This window comes from Verminephrobacter aporrectodeae subsp. tuberculatae (genome assembly GCF_026127385.1).
Lineage (GTDB): Bacteria > Pseudomonadota > Gammaproteobacteria > Burkholderiales > Burkholderiaceae_C > Acidovorax > Acidovorax aporrectodeae.
This window is the reverse complement of the sequence record NZ_QZCX01000002.1, coordinates 724,637-748,460: the sequence shown is the minus strand read 5'-3', so window position 1 is coordinate 748,460 and position 23,824 is coordinate 724,637. Positions and strand designations below refer to the sequence as shown.

Annotated in this window: 21 protein-coding genes and 1 tRNA gene; 7 read left to right on the top strand and 15 right to left on the bottom strand. The window is 68.7% G+C overall.

Features of this window, described 5'->3' with window-relative positions; all coding sequences use genetic code 11:
• Positions 1-15: 15 nt before the first annotated feature.
• The 10 genes from D5041_RS11390 to rpsB all read right to left on the bottom strand — a co-directional run bounded on the left by D5041_RS11390 (position 16) and on the right by rpsB (position 10,458).
• The gene (locus D5041_RS11390; protein WP_265281399.1) at positions 16-555 is read right to left on the bottom strand and encodes an OmpH/Skp family outer membrane protein; all 540 of its coding nucleotides are present in this window, start codon (positions 553-555) and stop codon (positions 16-18) included.
• Positions 555-2,861, bottom strand: coding sequence for an outer membrane protein assembly factor BamA (gene bamA, locus D5041_RS11385; protein WP_265257292.1), 2,307 nt, complete (start codon positions 2,859-2,861; stop codon positions 555-557). The genes D5041_RS11390 and bamA overlap by 1 nt, the downstream gene beginning before the upstream one ends.
• 40 nt (positions 2,862-2,901) lie before the next feature.
• Entirely contained in the window at positions 2,902-4,275 is a 1,374-nt protein-coding gene (rseP, locus tag D5041_RS11380; protein ID WP_265257293.1) for an RIP metalloprotease RseP, read from the bottom strand.
• 31 nt (positions 4,276-4,306) lie between these two features.
• Positions 4,307-5,485, bottom strand: coding sequence for a 1-deoxy-D-xylulose-5-phosphate reductoisomerase (dxr, locus tag D5041_RS11375; protein ID WP_265281401.1), 1,179 nt, complete (start codon positions 5,483-5,485; stop codon positions 4,307-4,309).
• Positions 5,482-6,339, bottom strand: a complete 858-nt coding sequence (locus tag D5041_RS11370; protein ID WP_010105958.1) for a phosphatidate cytidylyltransferase — start codon at positions 6,337-6,339, stop codon at positions 5,482-5,484. The genes dxr and D5041_RS11370 overlap by 4 nt, the downstream gene beginning before the upstream one ends.
• A gap of 196 nt (positions 6,340-6,535) precedes the next feature.
• The gene (uppS, locus tag D5041_RS11365) at positions 6,536-7,258 is read right to left on the bottom strand and encodes a polyprenyl diphosphate synthase (RefSeq protein ID WP_010105955.1); all 723 of its coding nucleotides are present in this window, start codon (positions 7,256-7,258) and stop codon (positions 6,536-6,538) included.
• Positions 7,259-7,295: 37 nt separating this feature from the next.
• On the bottom strand, positions 7,296-7,856 hold the full coding sequence (gene frr / locus D5041_RS11360; RefSeq protein ID WP_010105953.1) for a ribosome recycling factor: 561 nt from the start codon (positions 7,854-7,856) through the stop codon (positions 7,296-7,298).
• A 36-nt stretch (positions 7,857-7,892) separates the two neighbouring features.
• On the bottom strand, positions 7,893-8,615 hold the full coding sequence (pyrH, locus tag D5041_RS11355) for a UMP kinase (RefSeq protein WP_010105951.1): 723 nt from the start codon (positions 8,613-8,615) through the stop codon (positions 7,893-7,895).
• A gap of 37 nt (positions 8,616-8,652) precedes the next feature.
• Positions 8,653-9,588 (bottom strand): translation elongation factor Ts, encoded by a 936-nt coding sequence (gene tsf / locus D5041_RS11350; RefSeq protein WP_029554470.1) that lies wholly within the window; start codon positions 9,586-9,588, stop codon positions 8,653-8,655.
• A gap of 117 nt (positions 9,589-9,705) precedes the next feature.
• On the bottom strand, positions 9,706-10,458 hold the full coding sequence (rpsB, locus tag D5041_RS11345) for a 30S ribosomal protein S2 (RefSeq protein ID WP_010105949.1): 753 nt from the start codon (positions 10,456-10,458) through the stop codon (positions 9,706-9,708).
• A gap of 382 nt (positions 10,459-10,840) precedes the next feature.
• Here rpsB and D5041_RS11340 point away from each other — a divergent pair, with 382 nt between their 5' ends.
• Positions 10,841-12,376: an NAD(P)H-hydrate dehydratase gene (locus tag D5041_RS11340; protein ID WP_265285084.1), complete on the top strand. Its 1,536-nt coding sequence runs from the start codon at positions 10,841-10,843 to the stop codon at positions 12,374-12,376.
• Here D5041_RS11340 and rnr read toward each other — a convergent pair.
• Positions 12,342-14,669, bottom strand: coding sequence for a ribonuclease R (rnr, locus tag D5041_RS11335; protein ID WP_265284761.1), 2,328 nt, complete (start codon positions 14,667-14,669; stop codon positions 12,342-12,344). The two genes, D5041_RS11340 and rnr, sit on opposite strands and share 35 nt — an antisense overlap.
• Positions 14,670-14,688: 19 nt before the next feature.
• On the opposite strand from rnr, the gene D5041_RS11330 reads away from it, so the two are divergent.
• Positions 14,689-14,773, top strand: a tRNA-Leu gene (locus D5041_RS11330).
• Positions 14,774-14,952: 179 nt separating this feature from the next.
• Here the strand turns inward: D5041_RS11330 and rpmG are convergent.
• From rpmG to trxB, 3 genes are all read right to left on the bottom strand, one after another.
• Positions 14,953-15,123 carry a 50S ribosomal protein L33 gene (rpmG, locus tag D5041_RS11325; RefSeq protein ID WP_010110212.1) on the bottom strand — a complete coding sequence of 57 codons (171 nt, stop codon included), beginning with the start codon at positions 15,121-15,123 and terminating at the stop codon, positions 14,953-14,955.
• A gap of 12 nt (positions 15,124-15,135) precedes the next feature.
• Positions 15,136-15,369 carry a 50S ribosomal protein L28 gene (rpmB, locus tag D5041_RS11320; RefSeq protein WP_010110214.1) on the bottom strand — a complete coding sequence of 78 codons (234 nt, stop codon included), beginning with the start codon at positions 15,367-15,369 and terminating at the stop codon, positions 15,136-15,138.
• 185 nt (positions 15,370-15,554) lie between these two features.
• Entirely contained in the window at positions 15,555-16,508 is a 954-nt protein-coding gene (trxB, locus tag D5041_RS11315; RefSeq protein ID WP_265284760.1) for a thioredoxin-disulfide reductase, read from the bottom strand.
• A gap of 289 nt (positions 16,509-16,797) precedes the next feature.
• Here trxB and D5041_RS11310 point away from each other — a divergent pair, with 289 nt between their 5' ends.
• Positions 16,798-17,559: an SDR family oxidoreductase gene (locus D5041_RS11310; RefSeq protein WP_265281405.1), complete on the top strand. Its 762-nt coding sequence runs from the start codon at positions 16,798-16,800 to the stop codon at positions 17,557-17,559.
• A 54-nt stretch (positions 17,560-17,613) separates the two neighbouring features.
• Here D5041_RS11310 and ftsY read toward each other — a convergent pair whose 3' ends face one another.
• Positions 17,614-18,582 (bottom strand): signal recognition particle-docking protein FtsY, encoded by a 969-nt coding sequence (gene ftsY / locus D5041_RS11305; protein WP_010110217.1) that lies wholly within the window; start codon positions 18,580-18,582, stop codon positions 17,614-17,616.
• Between the two features lie 29 nt (positions 18,583-18,611).
• Between ftsY and D5041_RS11300 the strand changes: the two genes are divergently transcribed.
• Genes D5041_RS11300 through D5041_RS11285 form a run of 4 tightly spaced genes read left to right on the top strand, consistent with a single transcriptional unit; the run spans position 18,612 to position 23,808 of the window.
• The gene (locus D5041_RS11300; protein WP_265284759.1) at positions 18,612-20,057 is read left to right on the top strand and encodes a M16 family metallopeptidase; all 1,446 of its coding nucleotides are present in this window, start codon (positions 18,612-18,614) and stop codon (positions 20,055-20,057) included.
• A 26-nt stretch (positions 20,058-20,083) separates the two neighbouring features.
• Positions 20,084-21,430, top strand: a complete 1,347-nt coding sequence (locus D5041_RS11295; RefSeq protein ID WP_407702259.1) for a M16 family metallopeptidase — start codon at positions 20,084-20,086, stop codon at positions 21,428-21,430.
• A complete protein-coding gene (rsmD, locus tag D5041_RS11290) occupies positions 21,427-22,038 on the top strand; it encodes a 16S rRNA (guanine(966)-N(2))-methyltransferase RsmD (protein ID WP_265284758.1) in 612 nt (203 codons plus the stop codon). Before D5041_RS11295 ends, rsmD begins: the two co-directional genes overlap by 4 nt.
• 24 nt (positions 22,039-22,062) lie before the next feature.
• On the top strand, positions 22,063-23,808 hold the full coding sequence (locus D5041_RS11285; protein ID WP_265284757.1) for a M14 family metallopeptidase: 1,746 nt from the start codon (positions 22,063-22,065) through the stop codon (positions 23,806-23,808).
• Positions 23,809-23,824 lie beyond the last annotated feature (16 nt).

Genomic DNA, 23,824 nt, shown 5'->3' with positions numbered 1-23,824 from the left:
GTCCTGCGCCGGAGCTTACTTGGCGCTGGACGCGGCATTGCCGGCAGCGGTATTGTTGAGCGCCTTGATCACCCTGTCGGTGATGTCGTACTTGGGGTTCACGTAGACGGCCTCTTGCAGGATCACGTCGTATTTTTCGGCGTCGGCGACCTGCTTGACCACCTTGTTCGCGCGGTCCAGAACCGAGGACAGTTCCTCGTTCTTGCGCACGCTCAGGTCTTCCTGGAACTCACGGCGCTTGCGCTGAAAATCACGGTCCTGGTCCACCAGTTGGCGCTGCCGCGTCGTGCGCTGGCTCTCGGCCAGGGTGGGCGCTTCGCGTTCGAACTTCTCGGTGGCGTTCTTGAGCGTGTTGCCCAGTTCGACCAACTCCTTCTCCCGGCGGGAGAACTCCTGCTCCAGCTTGGCCTGCGCGGCCTTGGCCGTATTCGCTTCACGGAAAATGCGGTCGGTATTCACGAAACCGACTTTGAATTCTTGTGCCCGGGCCGGGGCCGCAACGACGAGCGCGCCGAGCAACAGGACCAAGGAGATCTGGCGGGAAAGGGAGTTCATTAGAAGGAGGTTCCGATCTGGAATTGCAGTTTCTGGATTCTATCGCCAGCGAACTTACGTACTGGCTGCGCAAACGCCAGACGCAGGGGGCCGAGCGGCGAAATCCAGCTCAGGCCCAGCCCCACGGATGCGCGCAGGTCCTTGAAGGCAATTTTTTCGTTCTCTCCGAACACATTGCCCAGGTCCGCGAAGGTGAAGACGCGCAGGGTCCGGTCGTTTCCGGCGCCCGGGAAGGGCGCGATCAGTTCCGCGTTCAGCGTGAGTTTCTTCGGTCCGCCCAGCGACGCGCCCGTCACGTCGCGCGGACCGAGCGTGCCCTGGTCGAAGCCGCGCACCGACCCCAGGCCGCCCGAGTAGAAGTTCTTGAACACCGGGAAGGGGCGGCCGTTGATTCCCTTGCCAAGGCCGAGCTCGCTGTTGAAGGCCACGGTGAAGCGCTTGTTCAGCGGCACGTACTGCTGGAATTGGTAGTTCGCCCGCAGGTAGCGCGTGTCCCCGGCCACGGACCAATCGGAGTTCAGACGCTGGTAACGCCCCGAATTGGGCACCAGCGCGCTGTCGCGGTCGTCGCGCGACCAGCCCAGCGTCAGAGGGGCCGACAGGCTGCTGTACCCGAAGTGCTCGGCGTAGGAGAGATAGGTTGCGGGAATGTTCGTCCCGGGCCTGATCCGGGTCTGCTCGATCCCCCCCCCGTAGAACACCGTATCTGTTTCGCTGAACGGTACGCCAAAGCGCACCGCACCCCCCATGGTGATCAGTTGGTAGTTGCCGCCCTGGTCTTCGTAGGGCCTGTCCGTGCGGTAGTACAGGTCCAGCGTGCGCGAAATTCCCTCGGGCGTGAAGTACGGGTTGGTGGTGCTGAACACCAGCGTGCGGCGGTACTTGCTGGTGTTGACGTCAACGCCCAGGTAGTTGCCGGAGCCAAAAATGTTCTCCTGGGTGAAGCCCAGCGAGAGCGAGACCTTCTCGGCGGTGGAGAACCCCACGCCCATTTGCAGCGAGCCCGAGGGCTTCTCGACCACGTTGATCACCAGGTCCACCTGGTCCGGGGAACCCGGGACCTCCTGCGTCTCGACGTGCACCTCGGAGAAGAAGCCCAGGCGGTCCACGCGATCGCGCGACAGCCGGATCTTGTCGCCGTCGTACCACGAGGCCTCGTACTGGCGGAATTCGCGCCGGATCACTTCATCGCGCGTGCGGTTGTTTCCGCTCACGTTGATGCGGCGCACGTAGGCCCGGCGCGCCGGATCGGCCTGCACGATGAAGGCCACGCGGTTGTTTTCGCGGTCGATTTCCGGCACCGCCTCGACCCGCGCGAAGGCAAAACCGAAGCGGGCGAAGTACTCGGAAAACGCCTTGGTGGTTTGCGTGACCTGCTCGGCGTTGTAAGGCTCGCCGGGGCGGATCGCCACGAGCGCCTTGAACTCGTCGTCGCGCTCGAGGTAGTCGCCTTCGAGCTTCACCCCCGAGACCACGTAGCGCGCGCCCTCGGTGACGTTCACGGCGATGGAGATGTCCTGCTTGTCCGGCGAAATCGCGACCTGCGTGGAGTCCACCCGGAACTCCAGATAGCCGCGCTCCAGGTAGTACGAGCGCAGGGTTTGCAGGTCGGCGTCGAGCTTGGCGCGTGAATAGCGGTCCGACTTGGTGTACCAACTCAGCCAGCCCCCCGTGTCCTGGTCAAAGAGGCCCTTCAGCGTGGATTCGCTGAACGCCTTGTTGCCCACGACGCGTATCTCCTTGATGCGCGCGGGCTCGCCCTCGACCACCGTGAAGCTCAGGTTCACGCGGTTGCGCTCGACCGGCGTCACCGTCGTCAGCACCTCGGCGCCGTACAGGCTCTTGTTGATGTACTGGCGCTTGAGTTCCTGCTCCGCGCGGTCGGTGAGCGCCTTGTCGTACGGACGGCCCTCCGCCAGACCCACGTCGCGCATGGTCTTCTTGAGCACGTCCTTGTCGAATTCCCGGGTTCCGGCAAAGTCCACGTCGGCAATCGTCGGGCGCTCCTGCACCAGCACGCGCAGCACGTTGCCGCTCGCCTCCAGGCGCACGTCCTTGAACAGGCCGAGCGCGAACAGCGCGCGGATCGCGGCGGCGCCCTTCTCGTCGTCGTAGTCGTCCCCCACGCGCAGCGGCAGCGAGGCAAACACGGTGCCGGGCTCCACCCGCTGCAAGCCTTCCACGCGGATGTCCTGCACCTTGAAAGGCTCCAGCGCCCAGGCCGTGCCGGCGGCAAGAAACAGGGTGAGCAAAGCGGAAGCAGCCGACGCGGCGCGCAGGCCCAGGCGATGAATATGTTGTGTCATGGGTGAAGCAGGCGCCGCTGCGGAGAAGCGCGGCAGGAGTTTAGCCAAAGAGCCGGGTGACGTCGTTGAACAGGGCGACGGACATCATGAGGAGCAGGAGCGCGGCCCCTGCACGCTGCAGCCATTCCATCCAGGCCTGCGATACGCCCTTGCCCGTGACGGCCTCCCAAAGATAATACATCAGGTGTCCCCCATCGAGGACCGGCAGCGGCAGCAGGTTGAGCACGCCCAGGCTCACGCTGAGCAGCGCCAGGAAGCCGATGTACGGCGTGAGCCCCCGGCTCACCGAACGGCCCGCGAAATCGGCAATCGTCAGCGGCCCGCTCAGGTTCTTCAGCGACGCCTCGCCGATCAGCATGCGGCCCAGCATGCGCAGCGTCAGGGCCGAAATGTCCCAGGTCCTGATCAGGCCGGCCCAGGCGCCCTCGAACAGACCGTACTCCACCGTCACCAACTCGGGCGTGGCGCCGACGTAGGCCCCGATGACCCCGATGTGGCCCGGCACCGCGCCCGGTTGCGCCCGGGCTTCGGCAAGTACCTCGATCGTCAGCCGCTGCCCTGCGCGCTCGATGCGCCAGGACTGCACCAGGGGCTCGCTGCCCCGCACGGACTGCCGGATCAGCTCGCGCAACTGCTCGCCATCGACCACGTCGGTGGCGCCCACCCCGAGAACCAGGTCGCCCTGGCGCAGACCCGCGCGCTGCGCCGCACCTTCGGGAAGGATCTCGCCCAGCACGGGGCGCGTCCAGGGCCCGGCGACGCCGATCCTGTGCAACAGCCGGGAATCGACCTCGCCGTTGTCGATCCCGGACAGGTCCAAAAGCATCTCGCGGTGCCCGGCGCCCCGCGAGGCGCTCACTTCCAGGCGCGCGCCCACGCCCTCGAGCGCCCCGCGCGCGAGCAGCCAGCGCAGATCCGTGAACGAGCGCACCGGCTCCAGTTCGTCCGCGCCCAGCGCTGCCCGCTCGACCAGTTCCCCGCCGCGCAGACCCGCAGCGTGCGCCACCGATCCCGCGACCGGGCTGGCGAGCACGGCCCGGGGCTCCTCCACCCCGATCCAGTTGACGGTGGAATACAGCAGCACCGCGAGCAGCAGATTCGCGCCCGGCCCCGCTGCCACGATCGCGGCGCGCGCCCAAAGGGGCCGGGTATTGAAGGCCAGGTGGCGCTCCTGCGGCAGCACGGGGGCTTCGCGCTCGTCGAGCATGCGCACATAGCCTCCGAGCGGAAAAGCGGCCAGCACGAACTCCGTCGGCGACCCCTTGGGCTGCCAGCGCAGCAGGGGCCGGCCCCACCCCACGGAGAACCTCAGCACCTTCACCCCGCAGGCCACGGCGACCCGGTAGTGCCCGTACTCGTGCACCGTGATCAGCAGGCCCAGGGTCACGAGGAAGGCGGCGATGGTCAGCAGCATGGGGATGGGTGCTTTCGGGGGGTGGCAACGATCAGGCGGCCAGCAGGCCGGCGGCATGCTCGGCCGCGCAGCGCGCCTGGGCGTCCAGGCTCAGCAGGGCTTCGAGCGAGTCCGGACTGTAGGGCGAAATCCGGTCCAACGTGGCGAGGTTGACCGCATGGATATGGTCGAAGCGCAGGCGCCCGGACAGGAACGCGGCCACGGCCACCTCGTTCGCCGCGTTGAGCACGGCGGCAGTCCCCTCGGCGGCGTTCAGCGTCTGCCAGGACAGATGCAGGCCGGGAAACCGCACGGCGTCAGCGTCTTCAAACGCCAGCGTGCCCAGGGCCGAGAAATCCAGCCGGCTGGCGCCGCTGGCGATGCGCTCGGGCCATGCCAGCCCGCAGGCGATCGGCACGCGCATGTCGGGCGTTCCCAGTTGGGCCAGGATCGACGCGTCCCGGAACTGCACCATCGAATGGATGATCTGCTGCGGGTGGATCACGACCTTGATCTGCTCGGGCCGCAGGTCGAACAGCCAGCGCGCCTCGATCACCTCGAGCGCCTTGTTCATCATCGTCGCCGAGTCCACCGAGATCTTGCGCCCCATGCTGAAGTTGGGGTGCGCGCAGGCCTGCGCCGGCGTGATCTGCGCCAGCAGCGCCGGGTCGCAGCCGCGCAGCGGCCCCCCCGAGGCCGTGAGCAGAATGCTGTCGACGCGCTGCGGCCAAGTCTCGGGGTCTTCGGGCAGGCACTGGAAAATCGCCGAATGCTCGCTGTCTATGGGCAGCAGCGTGGCGCCGCCTTCGCGCACCGCGCGCATGAACAGGCCGCCGCCCACGACCAGCGCCTCCTTGTTCGCCAGCAGCAGGCGCTTTCCCGCACGTGCGGCGGCCAGGCAGGGCGCGAGGCCCACCGCGCCGACGATGGCCGCCATGACGGCGTCCACCTCGGCGTGCGCGGCAATCATCTCAAGCGCATCCGGCGCCAGGAGAAGCTGCGTCGGCAGGCCGTTGGCCTGCAACTTTTCCGCCAGCAGCCGCGCATGGGCCCCGCTGCTCATCACGGCGAACCGGGGACGGAACTGCGCGCATTGCGCCAGCAGCAGGTCCACCCGGGTGGCCGCGCTGAGCGCGAACACCTCGAAGCGGTCCGGGTGGCGCGCGAGCACGTCCAGCGTGCTCACGCCGATGGAGCCGGTGGAGCCCAAAATGGTGATTCGTTGTTTCATGCTGGTCGCACCAAAGCCGTGAGCATCATCGCCAGCGGCAGCGTGGGCAGCAGCGCGTCCACCCGGTCGAGCACGCCGCCATGCCCCGGCAACAGGGCGCTGCTGTCCTTCACGCCCGCGCTGCGCTTGATGAGCGACTCCAGCAGGTCGCCGGAGACCGCCATGGCGACCATGAACAGCGCCGCGAGCACCAGCCAGAACCAGCCCGGTTGCGCCATGCGGCTGTAGAAACTGGGCACGGCCGCCTGCCAATGCGCGTCCGCGGCGACCCAGACGACAGCCAGCAGCAGCACGCCCGCAAGCCCGCCCCAGACGCCTTCCCAGCTCTTTCCCGGGCTGATCGACGGCGCCAGCCGGCCCTGCGTGAAGCGCAGGCCGAAGGCGCGGCCGGAGAAATAGGCAAAGATGTCCGCCACCCACACCAGCAACAGCACCGAGAGCAGAAAATTCACCCCGACCCCGCGCGCCTGCACCACGGCCAGCCAGGCCAGCCACAGGGCGAGCAGCCCCGCCGCGAGCCGCCCCGCTGCGGGGATGCGCGGCCAACCGGGCACCCCGGCGCGCAGCAGCCAGGCACAGGCGAGCACCCAGAGCCCGCCGCCCACGACCCAGAGCCCGGTCAGCGGGCGCTCCAGCCAACCCAGCGCCCAGGACGCGGCGCACAGGGCGACACACGCGGCGCCCACGGCGCAGGAGCCGGACTGGCCGAGGCCGCTCAGGCGCCCCCACTCCCACGCCGCTGCGGCGATGAGCGCCAGCGCCAGCAGCGCGAACGGCACGCCGGAAGGGAAAAACAGCGCGGGCAGCAGAACGGCCAGCAGGACCAGGGCAGTGATGACGCGCTGTTTGAGCATGGAGCCTTTTTAGCCCGATCAGTGCGCTGCCCCGTAAACAGTTGCACGCAATGAGGTCGGGGCATTCGCGCCCGGGGCGAGGCGCAAATCCCCGCGCTGGCCGGAGCCAGCGCGGGGGAATGCAACGCCACCAGGGGTGCGGAAACGCGGTTTCATATGCAGGTATTTGCGCGACGGCTACACGGAATCAGGGGAATCAGCAGGAGTGCACGGACAGCAGTTGTTCGGAAGTTTTGCCAAAACGGCGCTCGCGTCCCCGGAAGGCCGCAAGCGCTTCGTCCAGCGCCGGTTCGTCGAAGTCCGGCCACAGCCGGTCGCTGAAGAACAGCTCGGAGTATGCGGCCTGCCACAGCAGGAAGTTGCTGATGCGCATCTCGCCCCCGGTGCGGATCAGCAGGTCCGGGTCGGACACGTGCGCCAGCCCCAGCGCGCCGTGCAGGCTGGCCTCGGTAATCGGCTCGCCGCGCGCCGCGAGCGCCGCGGCGGCCTGCGCGATGTCCCAGCGGCCGCCATAGTTGAAACAGACGTTGAGCACCAGGCGGGAGTTTTCCGCCGTCGCCGCCTGCGCCTGCGCCAGACCGGCGCACACCTTGGGCGACAGGCCCTCGCGCTCGCCCACGAAGTACAGACGCACACCGTCGCGCTGGAGTTGCGGCACTTCGCGCGCCAAGGCCTGGACCAGCAGTTCCATGAGGCCGGAGACCTCCTCGGCAGGACGGCCCCAGTTTTCGCAAGAGAAAGCAAACACGGTCAGCACCGCCACGCCGCGCTGCGCGCAGGCACGCGCGCAACGGCGCAGGGTGTCTACCCCCTGCCGGTGTCCCTCCAGGCGCGGCAGAAAGCGGCGCGTGGCCCAGCGGCCATTGCCGTCCATGACGATGGCAATGTGGCGCGGGCCCCCCTGCGGCGGTACGGACATGGAGAACGATGCTTGTCGTGAGAACCGATGAGGGCCTTCAGACGGCCATGATTTCCTGCTCCTTGGCCACCACCAACGCGTCGATCTCGGCGATGTGCCGGTCGGTGAACTTCTGCACGTCGGCCTCGGCGCGCTTTTGCTCGTCCTCCGACGCCAGCTTGTCGCGCACCAGCTTCTTCACGGATTCGTTCGCGTCACGGCGCAGGTTGCGCACGGCGATCTTGGCGCTCTCGCCCTCGGTGCGCGCCAGCCGGGTCATTTCCTTGCGGCGCTCCTCGCTCATGGGCGGCATGGGAACGCGGATCAGATCGCCCACCGAAGCCGGATTCAGGCCCAGCTCGCTCTCCCGGATGGCCTTTTCGATCTTCGCGCCCAGGCCCTTTTCCCAGGGCTGCACGCTGATGGTGCGCGCGTCGATCAGCGCCACGTTCGCGACCTGGCTCAGGGGCACGAGCGCGCCGTAGTACTCGACCTGCACCGTGTCGAGCAACGCCGGGTTGGCGCGGCCCGTGCGGATTTTCTGCAGATTGCTCTTGAACGCCGTGATGGACTGGTCCATCCTGGTTTCCACGGTTTTCTTGATTTCGGCAAGCGTCATTTTTTCTCCTCGGGAACGGCGACCCCATGCAGGTGGTCAGGCGTAGACCAGCGTACCTTCGTCTTCTCCCATCACCACGCGCTGGAAGGCGCCATGTTTGACGATGGAGAACACCCGCACGGGCAGCTTCTGGTCGCGGCACAGAGCGAACGCGGTCGCGTCCATGATGCCCAGATTGCGCGCCATGGCCTCGTCGAAGCTGAGCTTCGTGTAGCGCGTGGCCTTGGGGTCCTTCTGGGGGTCGGCAGTATAAACGCCGTCCACCTTGGTCGCCTTGAGCACCACCTCGGCGCCGATTTCCGCGCCGCGCAGCGCGGCTGCGGTATCGGTGGTGAAAAACGGGTTGCCCGTTCCCGCGGCAAACACGACGACCTTGCCTTCTTCGAGATACTGCAGGGCCTTGGGCCGCACGTAGGGTTCGACCACCTGCTCGATGCCGATGGCCGACATCACCCGCGCCACCAGACCCTGCTTGTCCATCGCGTCGGCCAGCGCCAGCGCGTTCATCACGGTGGCGAGCATGCCCATGTAGTCGGCCGTTGCGCGGTCCATTCCGACCGAGCCCCCGGCCACGCCACGAAAAATATTGCCCCCGCCGATGACCACCGCCAGTTGGACACCCAGGCGCGTGACTTCGGCGATCTCCTCGACCACGCGCACGATGGTCGCGCGGTTGATGCCGAAAGCGTCGTCGCCCATCAGCGCCTCGCCAGACAGCTTGAGCAGGATGCGCTTGTGGACTGGTGCGGCGTGCGGCATGGCAAATTTCTCCGGTGGCGGGACGGGACGGGAACGATCAGGCGGCGGCCTTCGCGGCAGCGACTTGGGCGGCCACTTCGGCGGCGAAATCGTCGACCTTCTTCTCGATGCCCTCGCCCACGACGTAGAGCGTGAAGCCCTTGACCGTGGTGCCGGCGGCCCTGAGCATCTGCGCCACGGTCTGCTTGTCGTTCTTCACGAAAGCCTGCTCGAACAGCGCGACCTCCTTGAGGTACTTCTGCACGCCGCCTTCGATGCGCTTGGCGACGATTTCGTCGGACTGCCCGGGCCGGCCCTCGGCCTCGGCCCGGGCCTTGTCTTCCGCGGCCTTGGCACTTGCCACCGCGCGCTCCTTGTCGATCAGCGCGGCGGGCACCTGCGCGCTGGTCAGGGCCACGGGCTTCATCGCGGCGATATGCATGGCCACGTCCCGGGCGGCGGTTTCATCGCCGTCGAATGCGACCACGACACCGATGCGCGTGCCGTGCAGGTACGAGGTCAGCCGGTCACCGCTGCCAAAGTATTCGAAGCGGCGAAACGACATGTTCTCGCCGATCTTGCCGACGAGGCCCCGGCGCACGTCCTCCAGCGTCGGACCGAACCCGTCCTGCGCGTAGGCCAGCGCGCCGAGCGCGGCGATATCCGCGGGCCGGTGCCGGGCGACCAGTTCGGCTGCGGCCCGGGCCAGCGCAATGAAGCTGTCGTTCTTGCTCACGAAGTCGGTTTCGCTATTCACCTCGATCAGGGCGCCCCGGGTGCCGTCGCCGGCGTCGCTGATATGGCAGGCCACCACACCCTCGGCGGTGATGCGCGACGCCGCCTTGCCCGCCTTGGTGCCGAGCTTGACGCGCAGCAGTTCCTCGGCCTTGAGCATGTCGCCGCCCGCCTCGGTCAGCGCCTTCTTGCATTCCATCATGGGCGCGTCGGTCTTGCCGCGCAGTTCGGCGACCATGCTTGCAGTAATTGCAGCCATCATGTCGTATTCCTTCCTTGTCGGTTGAATCGGACCCGGTCTGGATCCGGGCTGAAAAAAAGGGGGCTCACCAGCCCCACTTTGGTTTGGTTTGCGACGCAGCGCGCAGCCGGGAGATCAGACTGCGGGCTCCTGCACCTCGACGAATTCGTCGGAGTTCTCGGACACGATGGCCTTGACCACTTCGTTGACCGCGTTCGCACGGCCATCGACGATCGCGTCGGCGATCCCGCGCGCGTACAGCGTCACCGCCTTGGCCGAGTCGTCGTTGCCCGGGATCACGTAGTCGATGCCCTCGGGTGAATGGTTGGTATCGACCACGCCGATCATCGGAATGCCGAGCTTCTTGGCTTCGGCCACGGCGATCTTGTGAAAGCCCACGTCGATGATGAAGATGGCGTCGGGCAGCACCGCCATGTCCTGGATTCCGCCAATGTCCTTTTCCAGCTTCTCGATCTCGCGCGAGAACGTCAGCTGCTCCTTCTTGCTCAGGCTGTCGAGGCCGGCCTCCTGCTGCGTCTTCATGTCCTTCAAGCGCTTGATCGAGGTCTTGACGGTCTTGAAATTCGTCAGCATGCCGCCGAGCCAGCGCTGGTCGACGAAGGGCACGCCGGCGCGCTGCGCCTCGGTGGCCAGGATTTCACGCGCCTGGCGCTTCGTTCCCACCATCAGGATGGTGCCGCGGTTGGCGGCCAGTTGCCTGACGAACTTCTGCGCCTCCTGGAACAGCGGCAGCGACTTTTCCAGGTTGATGATGTGGATCTTGTTGCGATGGCCAAAGATGTAGGGGGCCATCTTGGGGTTCCAGAAGCGGGTCTGGTGACCGAAATGGACACCGGCCTCCAGCATTTCGCGCATGGTGACTTGCATAAAAAAACACTCCAAAGGTTGGGTCTGAAATCCAGCCCCAATACTTGCGCTGTCGGTGCTCGGCACGACAGACGCAACACCTTTCCGGGGCTGGTTTGCGATTGGTTTTGCCGCGGCCGCCGCGCATGCACTCGTCCGGGCTCGCGTAGCGCACTGCCCCTCATCGGACATTGCCAGCTTGCACAGCCCCGCCCCCCGCGCTACCCTTGGGGGCATGGGGCAGCATCCAGCAAAACCCGGAGATTCTAGCACGCCCATGCTCCTCCCCGAGCCCGCCCGCGACCGCCAGCGCTGCGCCGGGGGAACTGCCGGTCGGGCCGATACCATCGACACCACCGATACCGCAAAAACAATAGCAGCAAGCCCTCCTCCACGGCCCGCCATGCAGCGCATCAGCCCGCACCAGCCCCATCCCCTGTTCGATACCGCCGCGACACGCCGCATCGAGCATGCGGCCGCAGCCGTGCTGCCCGCGCACACGCTGATGCAGCGCGCAGGCCTTGCGCTCGCGCAGCTGGCGCAGGCACTGGCGCCGCATGCCCGCACGGTATGGATTGCATGCGGCCCCGGAAACAACGGCGGCGACGGCCTGGAGGCGGCCCGGCACCTGCAACGCAATGGGCGCCAGGTGGTACTGACCTGGCTGGGTCGCCCCGACGCGGCCCCTGCCGACGCGCAGGCCGCCTGGCAGCGCGCCCGGGCCACCCCCGCAGTGCAATGGGCCGACGTCGCGCCCGATGGCCTCCGGGCCTGCGACCTGTGCATCGACGCCCTGCTGGGCATTGGCGTCGGCGCGCAGGCGCGCGTTCCCGACGCACGCCTGCGCGCCTGCCTGGACGCGCTGCGCAGCAGCCCCGCGCCCGTGCTGGCAGCAGACCTGCCCAGCGGACTGGACGCGGACACCGGCCAATTTGCACCAGGCTTTGCCCCCGCCGAACCCGGCCCCGCCGCCTGCCACCCGGCCCGGCACACGCTGAGCCTGCTCAGCCTCAAGCCCGGCCTGTTCACCGCCACGGGGCGCGACGCCGCCGGCCAAGTGTGGTTCGACGACCTGGGCGTTGCGCCCGGGACCGAGCCGCCCAGCGCCTGGCTGTCCGGCCCCGCGCCGACAGCGCCGCGCGCGCACGCCAGCCACAAGGGCAGCTACGGCGACCTGGCCGTGGTCGGCGGCGAAGGACTCGCGGCGCGCGGCATGGCCATGGGCGGCGCCGCATTGCTCGCCGCGCGCGCGGCACTGCACAGCGGCGCGGGCCGGGTACTGCTGGCCCTGCTGGACGACGGGCAGTTGCCGTTGGACACGCAGCAGCCCGAGCTCATGTTCCGCCGCTTCGACACCCTGGCACTGGAGCGGCTCAGCGTGGTCTGCGGCTGCGGCGGGGGCCAGGCGGTGGGCCAGGTGCTGCGCGCAGTCATCGCGCGCTCGGCGCGCCTGGTGCTGGACGCCGACGCCCTGAACACCCTCGCCGCCGACGCCGCCCTGCACGCGCTGGTGGCTGCGCGCGGCCGGCAGGGACTGCCCACCGTGCTCACCCCCCACCCGCTGGAGGCCGCCCGGCTGCTCGGGCTGGACACGGCCGCAGTGCAGGCGGACCGGCTGGGCGCGGCCCGGGAACTGGCCGCGCGCTTCGACTGCGTGGCCGTTCTCAAGGGATCAGGAACCGTGATCGCAGCGCCGGGCCATGCGCCTGCGATCAACCCCACGGGCAATGCGCGGCTGGCCACCGCCGGCACGGGCGATGTCCTGGCCGGCATGGTGGGCGCGCGCCTGGCGGCAGGCACGGGCGCGTTGCGCGCGGCCAGCGAGGCGGTCTACGCCCATGGCCTGGCCGCCGACCTGTGGCCCGCCGGGCGGGCGCTCACGGCCAGCGCGCTCGCGCGCCAAGTCAGCTGCGGCGCGGCTTGCGCGCCTTGGCTCTGACGGCCTTCTGCGCGACCACCTTCTCGGCGCCCGCCTTGAGCAAGGCGGCGGGCGCACGCGCGGCGCGCTCGCGCGTGCGCCCCGCGAGCCCGGTGGCCGCTGGCGCCGCGTCCACCTTGTCCGCTTTGCCCGACCTGCGCCCGCCCGCCTTGCGGGCGTTCGCGCCAGCGCCTGCGGAGCCCTTGTCCTTGGACGCACGCTCGGGCAGTTCCTCGCCCTCGCGCACCAGGCGAAAGTCGATCTTGCGGCCGTCCAGGTCCACCCGGCTCACCTGCACGCGCACCCGCGTGCCAATCGCGTAGCGGATTCCCGTGCGCTCGCCGCGCAGTTCCTGGCGCGCCTCGTCAAACTTGAAGTACTCGCCGCCCAGTTCGGTGATGTGCACCAACCCTTCCACGTACATCGCGTCCAGCGTCACGAAGATGCCGAAGCCCGTGGCCGTGCTCACCACACCGCTGAATTCCTCGCCCAGATGCGCGCGCATGTACCGGCACTTGAGCCAGGCCTCGACGTCGCGGCTGGCCTCGTCGGCCCGGCGTTCGTGGGCGCTGCAATGCAGGCCCGCCGCCTCCCAGGCCTGGGTTTCGCGGCTCGGCGGCGGCGCATCCTTGCGCGCCCCGGCGCCCGGCGCGGCCCCGCGCGCCGCCAGCCGCTTGACCAGCTTGGCCTGGGCCTCTCCCGGAGTGGGCAGCACGGGAAGCCGGTACCGGGTCCCGCACAGAATGGCCTTGATGACGCGGTGCACCAGCAGGTCGGGGTAGCGCCGGATCGGGCTCGTGAAATGCGTGTACGCCGTGAACGCCAATCCGAAGTGACCGCTGTTGGTCGGCGTGTAAATCGCCTGCTGCATGGAGCGCAGCAGCATGGTGTGGATCTGCTGGGCGTCGGGCCGGTCCCGGGTGGCCTCGGCGATCGCCTGGAACTCTGCGGGCCTGGGGTCGTCGCCGATCGTCATGCCCACGGCCATCGACTTGAGGTAGCCGCGCAGCATCTCCTGCTTCTCGGGCGTGGGGCCCTCGTGCACGCGGAACAGCCCGGGCTGCCCCCCCTGGGCGATGAAGTCGGCGCTGCACACGTTCGCCGCGAGCATCGCCTCCTCGATGAGCCGGTGCGCGTCATTGCGCGTGCGCGGAACGATTTTTTCGATGCGCCCGTTCTCGTCGCAGACGATCTGCGTCTCGGTGCTTTCAAAGTCCACCGCACCACGCTCACGGCGCGCGAGCAGCAGCGCGCGGTACACGTCGTGCAGGTTCAGCAGGTCCCGGACGCGCTCGCCGCGCCTGCCGGCCTCGGGTCCGCGCGTGTTCGCCAGGATGGCAGCGACCTCGGTGTACGTGAAGCGCGCGTGGCTGTACATCACCGCCGGGTAGAACTGGTACGCGTGCACCTGGCCCTTGGCCGTGACGAGCATGTCGCAGACCATGCACAAACGCTCCACTTCGGGGTTGAGCGAGCACAGTCCGTTGCTCAGCTTCTCGGGCAGCATCGGGATCACGCGCCGCGGAAAGTACACGCTGGTGGCCCGGTCGTAGGCGTCCACGTCGATGGCGCTGCCGGTCTCCACGTAGTGGCTCACGTCGGCAATCGCCACCAGCAGGCGCCAGCCCTTGCTGCGCCCCACCCTGGCCGGTTCGCAGTACACGGCGTCGTCAAAGTCGCGCGCGTCCTCGCCGTCGATGGTCACCAGGGGCACGTCCGTCAGGTCCACGCGGCGCCTCTTGTCCTGCGCGCGCACCTTGTCCGGCAGCTCCTTCGCCTGCGCCAGACAGGCGGCAGAAAACTCGTGCGGCACGCCGTACTTGCGCACCGCGATCTCGACCTCCAACCCCGGATCGTCCACCTCCCCGAGCACCTCGGTGACGCGGCCCACGGGCTGCCCGAACAGCGCGGGCGGCTCGATCAACTCGACGACCACGACCTGCCCGGGCCGCGCAGCACCGGTGGCCCCTTTGGGAACCAAGACGTCCTGGCCATAGCGCTTGTCCTCGGGCGCCACCAGCCAGACGCCGCTTTCCTGCAGCAGGCGGCCGATGATGGGCTGGGGCGGGCGTTCGATGATCTCGAGCACGCGGCCCTCGGGGCGGCCGCGGCGGTCCTGACGCACGATGCGCACGCGCACGCGGTCCTTGTGCAGCACGGCGCGCATTTCGTTCGGGGGGATATAGATGTCGCCCTCGCCATCGTCGCGAACGACGAAACCGTGTCCGTCCCGGTGCCCCTGCGCGCTGCCCTCGATCTCGTCCGAGAAATGCGCGGGCTGCGCACCGGGAGGGGTATTTTTTTTGCTATACAATCTCGGTCTTTCCTGAAATGCCCAGGTGGCGGAATTGGTAGACGCACTAGTTTCAGGTACTAGCGAGTAACATCGTGGAGGTTCGAGTCCTCTCCTGGGCACCAAGTTTAACGAGAACCGGTGGCGGTTTTCGAAGCATTGAACCGCTGGACCGCAGCGGTTTTTTTACGCCCACAAAAAACGACCGGCGAGGCCCGAACCCGCCGGTGCTGGCATCAGGGCCCGATCCCGGACAGGCCCTCTCGCCTGCACTGAGCCGGGCCCCGATCGCCACAGGGCTGAATCACTTCAGCTTCATTTCCTTGTATTCGACGTGCTTGCGCGCCCGGGGATCGAACTTCATGATCGCCATCTTCTCGGGCATGGTCTTCTTGTTCTTGGTCGTGGTGTAGAAGTGGCCGGTACCCGCCGTGGATTCCAGCTTGATCTTGTCGCGTCCACCTTTGCTTGCCATGGTGCTTCTCCTTTAAGCCTGACCCCGTGCGCGCAGGTCTGCGAGCACCGAGTCGATACCGTTCTTGTCGATCAAGCGCAGGGCCGCGCTCGAGACCCGCAGGCGGATCCAGCGGTTCTCGCTCTCGACCCAGAAACGGCGGTATTGCAGGTTCGGCAGGAACCGGCGCCGGGTTTTGTTGTTGGCGTGGGAAACGTTGTTTCCGACCATGGGCTTCTTGCCCGTTACGTCGCAGACGCGTGCCATGAGGACACTCCGATTTTTGAACAGCCCCTCGGCACCTCGGAAACCCGAAGGCAGCGAGTGGCCTCACCTCGCCAGAAAGAAGGGTGGCGGTAACCCCGGGTTGGACCCGATCGATTGCCCTGCCCGGCGCGCCGTGGAAACGACGGGCCAAATTTGGCAAAGCTGCGCAGTATAGCCTGATTCGATCACGCGCCCTGCTCCAGAAAGCGCTGCGCGTCCAGCGCCGCCATGCAGCCCGTTCCTGCGCTGGTGATGGCCTGGCGGTAGACGTGGTCCTGCACGTCGCCGGCAGCGAAGACACCGGGAACGCTGGTCTGCGTGGCAAACCCCTTGAGACCGCCCCGGGTGATGAGGTAGCCGTTTTCCATTTCGATCTGGCCCTGGAAGAGTTCGGTATTCGGGGCATGACCGATCGCGATGAAGCAGCCCTGCAGCGCGATGTCCTGCGTGCTGCCGTCCTGCGTGCTCTTGATGCGCACGCCCGTCACGCCGGTGCCGTCGCCCAGCACCTCGTCGAGCGTGTGGAACAGCCTGAGCTCGATCCTGCCGGCGGCCACCTTCTCGTTGAGCCTGTCCACGAGGATGGGCTCGGCCTTGAACCTGTCGCGGCGGTGCACCAGGGTGACCTTGCTGGCGATGTTCGCCAGGTACAGGGCCTCCTCCACCGCCGTGTTGCCGCCGCCCACCACGCAGACGTCCTGCCCGCGGTAGAAGAATCCGTCGCAGGTCGCGCAGCCGGAGACGCCCTTGCCCATGAAGGCTTGTTCCGAAGGCAGTCCCAGGTACTTGGCCGACGCGCCGGTGGCCAGGATCAGCGCGTCGCAGGTGTAGCTGCCGCTGTCGCCCGCCAGCGTGAATGGGCGCTGGCCGAGGTCGACCTTGTGGATGTGGTCGAAGACGATTTGCGTCTTGAAGCGCTCGGCGTGCTCCAGGAAGCGCTGCATCAGGTCCGGGCCTTGCACGCCATGCACGTCGGCGGGCCAGTTGTCCACGTCGGTGGTGGTCATGAGCTGACCGCCCTGGGCCATTCCGGTGATGAGCACCGGGTTCAGGTTCGCGCGGGCGGCGTACACCGCGGCGGTGTAGCCCGCCGGGCCGGAGCCGAGAATCAGAACTTTCGCGTGTTGGCTGGTGGACATGGATGAGCCTTGTTTGTGCGCCCGGTGCAGAAACGCTGTTGGGAAAAACCGCGGAAGGCGCCGCCCACGCGGGCAGTCCCTTCTCAATCCCGGCGATTGTAAGAAGCTGCGGACCCAAGGACCCGGCGCAGCGACCCCGAAAGGGCGGCCGGGAGTGCGCGCTCACGCGACGCCCGCCCATGGCCTATCATGCGCGGCGATATTTTCCCGCGTGGGCGCACGCCTGCGCGGCAGGCTCCGACGACCCACCTGATTGACACCCGAACCCGAACGATCCACAGAGGCCCCCATGCGCGTACAGCACAAATCCATCATCGTCACCGGCGCCGGCAGCGGCATTGGCGAGGGCATTGCGAAACGCCTGGCCGCCGAAGGCGGCAGGCTCATCGTGAACGACATCGACGAAGCCGGTGGCCGGCGCGTCGCGGCGGAGATCCGCGCCGCAGGCGGTCAGGCCGCTTTCTTCCGGGCCGACGTGACCTGTTCGGCCCAGGTCGAGGCCCTGGTGGACGAGGCCCTGCAGCGGTACGGCCGGCTCGACGTGGTGGTGAACAACGCCGGCTGGACGCACCGCAACCGCCCCCTGCTCGAAGTCGGCGAGGAGGAGTTCGACAGGGTCTACGCCGTCAACGTGAAAAGCCTCTACCTGACGGCGATCCACTCCGTTCCCGTGATGCGCCAGGCCGGCGGCGGCAGCTTCATCAACATCGCCTCCACCGCCGGGCTGCGCCCGCGCCCCGGCCTCACCTGGTACAACGGCTCCAAGGGCGCAGTCATCACCACCAGCAAGTCCATGGCCGCGGAACTGGGGCCGGAAAACATCCGCGTGAACTGCATCAACCCCGTGTTCAACCCCGACACCGGCCTGGCGGCCGAGTTCGCCGGCGGCCCCGTGGACGAGGCCCGCCGCGCCCAGTTCCTCGCGAGCATCCCGCTGGGGCGCTTCTCCAGCGCGCTGGACGTGGCGCACGCCGCGCTGTATCTGGCGAGCGACGAGGCCGCGTTCATCAGCGGCGTGTGCATCGAGGTGGACGGGGCGCGCTGCGTGTGAGCGCCGGACGCGGCGCCCACGCCGCGTGCAGCGATCGGAATTCCTTGCGGACTCTCAACCCAGCAGGGCCTGGGCAAACTCGCGCGCGTCGAAGCGCTCCAGGTCTTCGAGCTTCTCGCCCACGCCGATGAAGTAGACGGGGATGGGCCGCTCCTGCGCGATGGCGGCCAGGACGCCGCCCTTGGCCGTGCCGTCGAGCTTGGTCACGATCAGCCCGGTGAGTTGCAATGCGTCGTCGAATGCGCGCACCTGGGCGAGCGCGTTCTGCCCGGTGTTGCCGTCGATCACCAGCAGCACCTCGTGCGGCGCGCTCGCGTCGGCCTTGGCGAGCACGCGGCGGATTTTTTTCAACTCCTCCATCAGGTGCAGTTGCGTGGGCAGGCGGCCGGCGGTGTCCACCAGCACCACGTCCCTGCCGCGCGCCCGGCCGGCGGTCACGGCGTCGAAGCCCACGGCGGCGGGGTCCCCGCCTTGCTGGCTCACGATCTCGACGGTATTGCGCTCGGCCCAGACGCCCAATTGCTCGCGCGCTGCGGCGCGGAAAGTGTCCGCCGCCGCGAGCAGCACCGCAGCGCCTGCGTCCGACAGATGTTTCGTGAGCTTGCCGATCGACGTGGTCTTGCCCGCGCCGTTGACGCCCGCCACCATGATCACCGTGGGCCTGTGCGCGCCGATGACCAGGTTTTTTTCCAGCGGGCGCAGCAGGTCGGTGAGCGCATCCGCGAGCAGGTCCTTGACGGCGGCGGGGTCGGCGGCCTTGCCCTCCCTGACGCGGCGCCTGAGGTCGGCCAGCAAGCGCGCGGCGGCCGGCACGCCGGTGTCGGCCATGAGCAACGCGGCCTCCAGTTCCTCATACAGCACGTCGTCGATTTGCGTGCCGGTGAATACCGTGGCGATGCTGCTGCCCGTCTTGCGCAGGCCCGCCCTGAGGCGCTCGACCCAGCCGCCGCGCGCTGCCGGTGCGGCGGCGGTCGGCGCGGGTGCCGCAGCCGGTGCGGGCGTTTTTTTGAAGAAGCTGAACATTGGCAGGGCTCTTAGAATGGCGCCATTCTATGAAACACGTTTCTCCCCTCGCGGGCCTGCTGGCCCGCTGCATCTTCAGCGCAGCCTGCACCATGGCGTGCGCAGCTGCGGCAACGCCACCGGTTTCCCGCGCCGACGCCACGGCCACGGACTCCGGTGCACAGCAGTTCACGCTGAGCAACGGCATGCAGTTCATCGTGCAGCCCGACCACCGCGCGCCCACTGCGGTGCACATGCTCTGGGTACGCACCGGCTCCATGGACGAGGTGGACGGCACCACGGGTGTGGCGCATGCGCTCGAGCACATGATGTTCAAGGGCTCCAGGACCTTGCCGCCGGGCGAGTTCTCGCGCCGCGTGGCGGCCCTGGGCGGGAATGAGAACGCCTTCACCAGCCGCGACTACACCGGCTATTACCAGCAGATTCCTTCCGAACACCTGGAGGAAGCGATGCGGCTGGAATCGGACCGCTTCGCGAACAACCACTGGCCCGACGAAGAGTTCCGCAAGGAGATCGAGGTCGTCAAGGAAGAGCGCCGCCTGCGCACCGAGGACCAGCCGCGCGCCGTGCTGGCCGAGCAGCTCTTTGCCACCACCTTCACCGCGGCGCCGTACCGCCACCCCGTCGTCGGCTGGATGAGCGATCTGGACGCCATGACGCCCGAGGACGTGCGCGCCTTCCACCGCCAGTGGTACCAGCCCGGCAACGCCGCCGTGGTGATCGCGGGCGACGTGGACGTGCAGCAGGTGCGCGCGCTGGCGCAGAAGTACTACGGCGCAATCCCCGCGCGCGCGCTGCCCGTGCGCAAGCCGCGCACCGAACCCGTGCAGCGGGGCCTGCGCCGCATTGCCGTGAAGGCGCCGGCCGAGCAGGCCTATGTGGCGCTCGCGTTCCGTGCGCCCTGCCTCGACCAGATGGAGAACCCCGGCGACGCCGACCGCGACGCGCTGGCGCTGCTGGTGCTGTCGGCCGTGCTCGATGGCTACAGCGGCGCCCGGCTCGATCGCGCGCTGACCCAGGGCGAGCAGCGCGTGGCCGACAGCGCCAACAGCGCGGCCATGGTCATGGGGCGGGGGCCCGGTCTGTTCATGCTCAGCGGCGTGCCCGCGGCGGGCCAGACGGCGCAGCAGGTGGAAGACGCGCTGCGCGCCGAAGTCGCCCGCGTGGCCCGCGAGGGGGTTGGCGAGGCAGAACTCGCGCGGGTCAAAACGCAGTGGATCGCCGCCTCCGTGTACGAGCGCGACTCGGTGTTCAGCCAGGCGCAGGAACTGGGCAGCAACTGGGCCCAGGGCTTTCCCCTGGACGCCCGGGAACGCCTGCTCGCCCTGCTGCGCACGGTCACCTCCGCGCAGGTGCAGGCCGTGGCCGCGAAGTACTTTGGTGACGACCAGCTGACCGTGGCCACCCTGCTGCCGCAACCCCTCGACGCCCCGCGCGGGCGCCCCGTGCTCCCCCCCGGTACGACCATCCGTTGAACCCGCCCAGGCCGATCTCCCTTTCTATGCGCAGCACCCAACACATCGCCATGCGCGCCCTGCTCATTGGCGCCGCCTGGTTCTTCTCCTCCCCATGCGCCTGGGCGCTCCTGCCCATCGAGCACTGGACGGAGCCGGGCGGCGCCCGGGTCTGGCTGGTGCACAGCCCGGTGATCCCCATGGTGGACGTGCAGATCGACTTTGACGCGGGCAGCCGCCGCGACCCGGCCGCGCAGGCGGGCCTGGCCGGCGCCGTGGCCACCATGGCCAGCAAGGGCGTGCAGGGCAAGGGCGCCGAGCCGCCGCTGGACGAGAACGCCCTGGGCGAAGCCTGGGCCGACCTGGGCGCGGGCTTCGAGGCCCGGGCCGACAACGACACACTGCACTACTGGCTGCGCACACTGACCGACGCGCCGCTGCTCGAACACGCCGCGCGCCTGGCGGCCCGGCAGATTGCCGAACCCGAATGGAACGAGGCACTCTGGCAGCGCGAGCGCGCGCGCTGGAGCGCGAGCCTGCGCGAGGCCGACACGCACCCCGCAACCGTGGCCGAACAGGCCTTTGCGGCAGCCGTGTACGGCAGCCACCCCTATGGCCAGCGCAGCACGCCGCAGACGCTCGCGCGCATCGGCGTCGCCGACCTGCAGGACTTTCATGCGCGCCACGTCGCCGCCTGCCGCGCGCGCGTGAGCATCGTCGGCGCCGTCTCGCGCGCGCAGGCGCAGACGCTGGTGGCCACGCTGCTCGCGCGCCTGCCCGCGACCCCGGACTGCGCACCGCTGCCGGACGTGGGCGAGGTCGCGGCCCTGACCGCGCCCGCCGAGCAGCGCATCCCGTTCGCGTCGGCCCAGGCCCACGTGCTCATCGGCCAACCCGGTTTCCAGCGGCGCGACCCGGACTTTCTGGCGCTGCTGGTGGGCAACCACATTCTGGGCGGGGGCGGCTTCGTCTCGCGCCTGACGCATGCGCTGCGCGAACAGCGCGGCCTGAGCTACAGCGTCTACAGCTACTTTGCCCCCGGCCTGCACGCGGGGGCCTTCACCGTGGGCCTGCAGACCCGCCCCGACCAGGCCGCCGAGGCCGTCGAGGTTGCGCGCGCGCAACTCGCCCGCTTCATCGCCGAAGGCCCCACCGAGGCCGAGCTGCGCGCCGCCAAGGACAACCTGGTCGGCGGCTTTGCGCTGCGCATCGACAGCAACAAGAAACTGCTCGGCAACGTGGCCAACATCGCCTGGAACGATCTGCCGCTGGACTATCTGGAGCAGTGGAGCCGGAAGGTGCAGGCCCTGACCGTGGACGAGGTGCGCGCGGCCATGGCGCGCAAGCTCCAGCCCGAACGCATGGTGACCGTGGTGGTCGGGGGGCAGCCATGAGCCACCCGGTGCGCGCTGCCCGGAGCGCAAGAAGCCTGGACGCTGCGCCGGCGGGTGCGATCCGCATCATCGGCGGGCAATGGAAGCGCACACGGCTTCCCGTGGCCCGGCACCCCGGCCTGCGCCCCACGCCCGACCGCGTGCGCGAAACCCTGTTCAACTGGCTCGGCCAGGACCTGCGCGGCTGGCGCTGCCTGGACGCCTTTGCCGGCACCGGCGCCCTGGGGCTGGAGGCCGCGTCGCGCGGCGCGGCGGCCGTGCAGTTGGTGGAGCGCGACGCCGCGCTGGTGGAGCGCCTGCACGGACTGCAGCAGCGCCTGCGGGCGGACACCGTGCGCGTGCAGCGCGGCGACGGCATCGCCGCGCTGGAACGGGCGGCGCCTGCGAGCATCGACTTGGTGCTGCTCGATCCACCATTCAACAGCGCACTGTCCGGCCCCGCGCTGCGCTGCGCCACCCGCGCGCTGGCGGCCAGTGGCTTCATCTACCTGGAGGCGCCCGACGCCTGGAGCGACGCGCAACTGGCGCCGTTGGGGCTCGCGCTGCACCGCCATTTGAAGGCCGGCGCCGTGCACGCGCATCTGCTGCGCCACGCACCGGCAGGCTGAGCGCATCCATCGGAAGAATCCACCATGCTCCTGCGCTCCTTTCTGCGCCGCTGCGCACCGCCCCGGCGCCTGTCCTCCTGGCCTGCATCGGCCTGCACCGCGCTCGCAGCAGCGCTGCTGACGGCATGCAGCAGCACGCCGCTGCCCCCGTGGCCCACGGCTCCCGCAGCCCAAACACCTGGCGCGGCGCGGCCCGTCGCCCCACCGCCACCGGTCGCGCCGGCGCCATCCGGCGGAACGCCGCCGTATGGCGCCAGCGTGAGCGCAAAATTTCCCGATCCCCCCACGGTCTACGACACGCCCGGGCTGGCCCCCGGGCGCAGGGCCTTCACCACGAATGCCGAACTGGGCCAGTGGCTGGAGTCCATCGCCGCGCAGGCACGCTCGCCGAACAAGCTCGCCCGGGTGTTCCATGCCGGCAAATCGCAGCGCGGTGCACCCATCCTGGGTCTTTTGCTCACCGGCGATCCGGCAACGGACCGCGCCAGCCCGGACACCAGCGACCGGCCCACGGTGCTGCTCATCGGCGCGCAGCACGGCGACGAACCCGCGAGCACCGAGGCCCTGCTCGTGATCAGCCGGGAACTGGCCCAGGGCATGCTCGAGGGTCTGCTGAAACACATCCAGGTGATCGTGGTGCCGCGCGCGAATCCCGACGGGATCGATGCGGGCACCCGGAACACCGCGAATGGTGTGGACATGAACCACGACCACCTGCTGCTGAACACCCCCGAGGCGCGCGCGCTCGCCCGCTTGGTCAGCGAGTACCGGCCGGTCCTGGTCGTCGAGGCGCACGAGTTCACCGTCGCCGGCCGCTACCTGCAGAAATTCAACGCCGTCCAGCGCTACGACGCGCTGCTGCAATACACCACCACGGCGAACTATCCCGAGTTCCTGACCCGGGCCTCGCAGGAGTGGTACTTCGAGCCCATGACGCAGGCGCTCACCGCGCAGGGTCTGACGAGCGATTGGTACTACACCACCCCGACCGATCCGCAGGACAAGCGCATCTCCATGGGCACGGCGCAGCCCGATACGGGACGCAACGTGAACGGTCTGAAGAACGCCGTGAGCCTGATGATCGCGACGCGCGGCGTGGGCATCGGCCGCATGCATATCCAGCGCCGCGTGCACACGCAGGTCACGGCCATTACCAGCGTCCTGAAAAGCACGGTGAAACGGGCCACCGATCTGAAGCGGGTGCAGTCCTTCGTGGAGCGGGAGGTAAGCACCCAGGCCTGCCGCGATCAGGTGGTGCTCGAAGCCGCGGCCACCCCCGGCCAGCGCAACCTGGACTTCCTGGACCCCGAAACGGGCGCGCAGCGCTCCATCCACGTCGATTGGGACTCCACCTTGGCATTGCGCCCCACCAAGTCGCGCGCGCGCCCCTGCGGCTACTGGCTGGCAGCCAGTTCCACGGCCGCCGTGGAGCGCCTGCGGCTGCTGGGCCTGCAGGTCATGCGCATTGCCGAGTCTGGAACGGCGCTGGCCGAAACCTATCACGAAACGGCACATGAATCCGGCGTGCGCGGCCCGATCGCGGGCGACCCGGAAACCGTGCGCGTGCAGGTGGCCGTGCAGCGCCGTGCCATCGATCTGCCTGCGGGCAGCTTCTACGTGCCACTGAACCAGCCCCGCGCGCATCTGGCCGTGGCAGCGCTCGAACCCGACACGCCGCACAGTTACTTCGCCAACCGGGTGCTCGACGAGCTCGCGCAGACAGCGCGCATCATGGTCCCTGTGTCCCTGGTATTTGAAGACACCGAGTAACGCGAGGCAGTGGCAT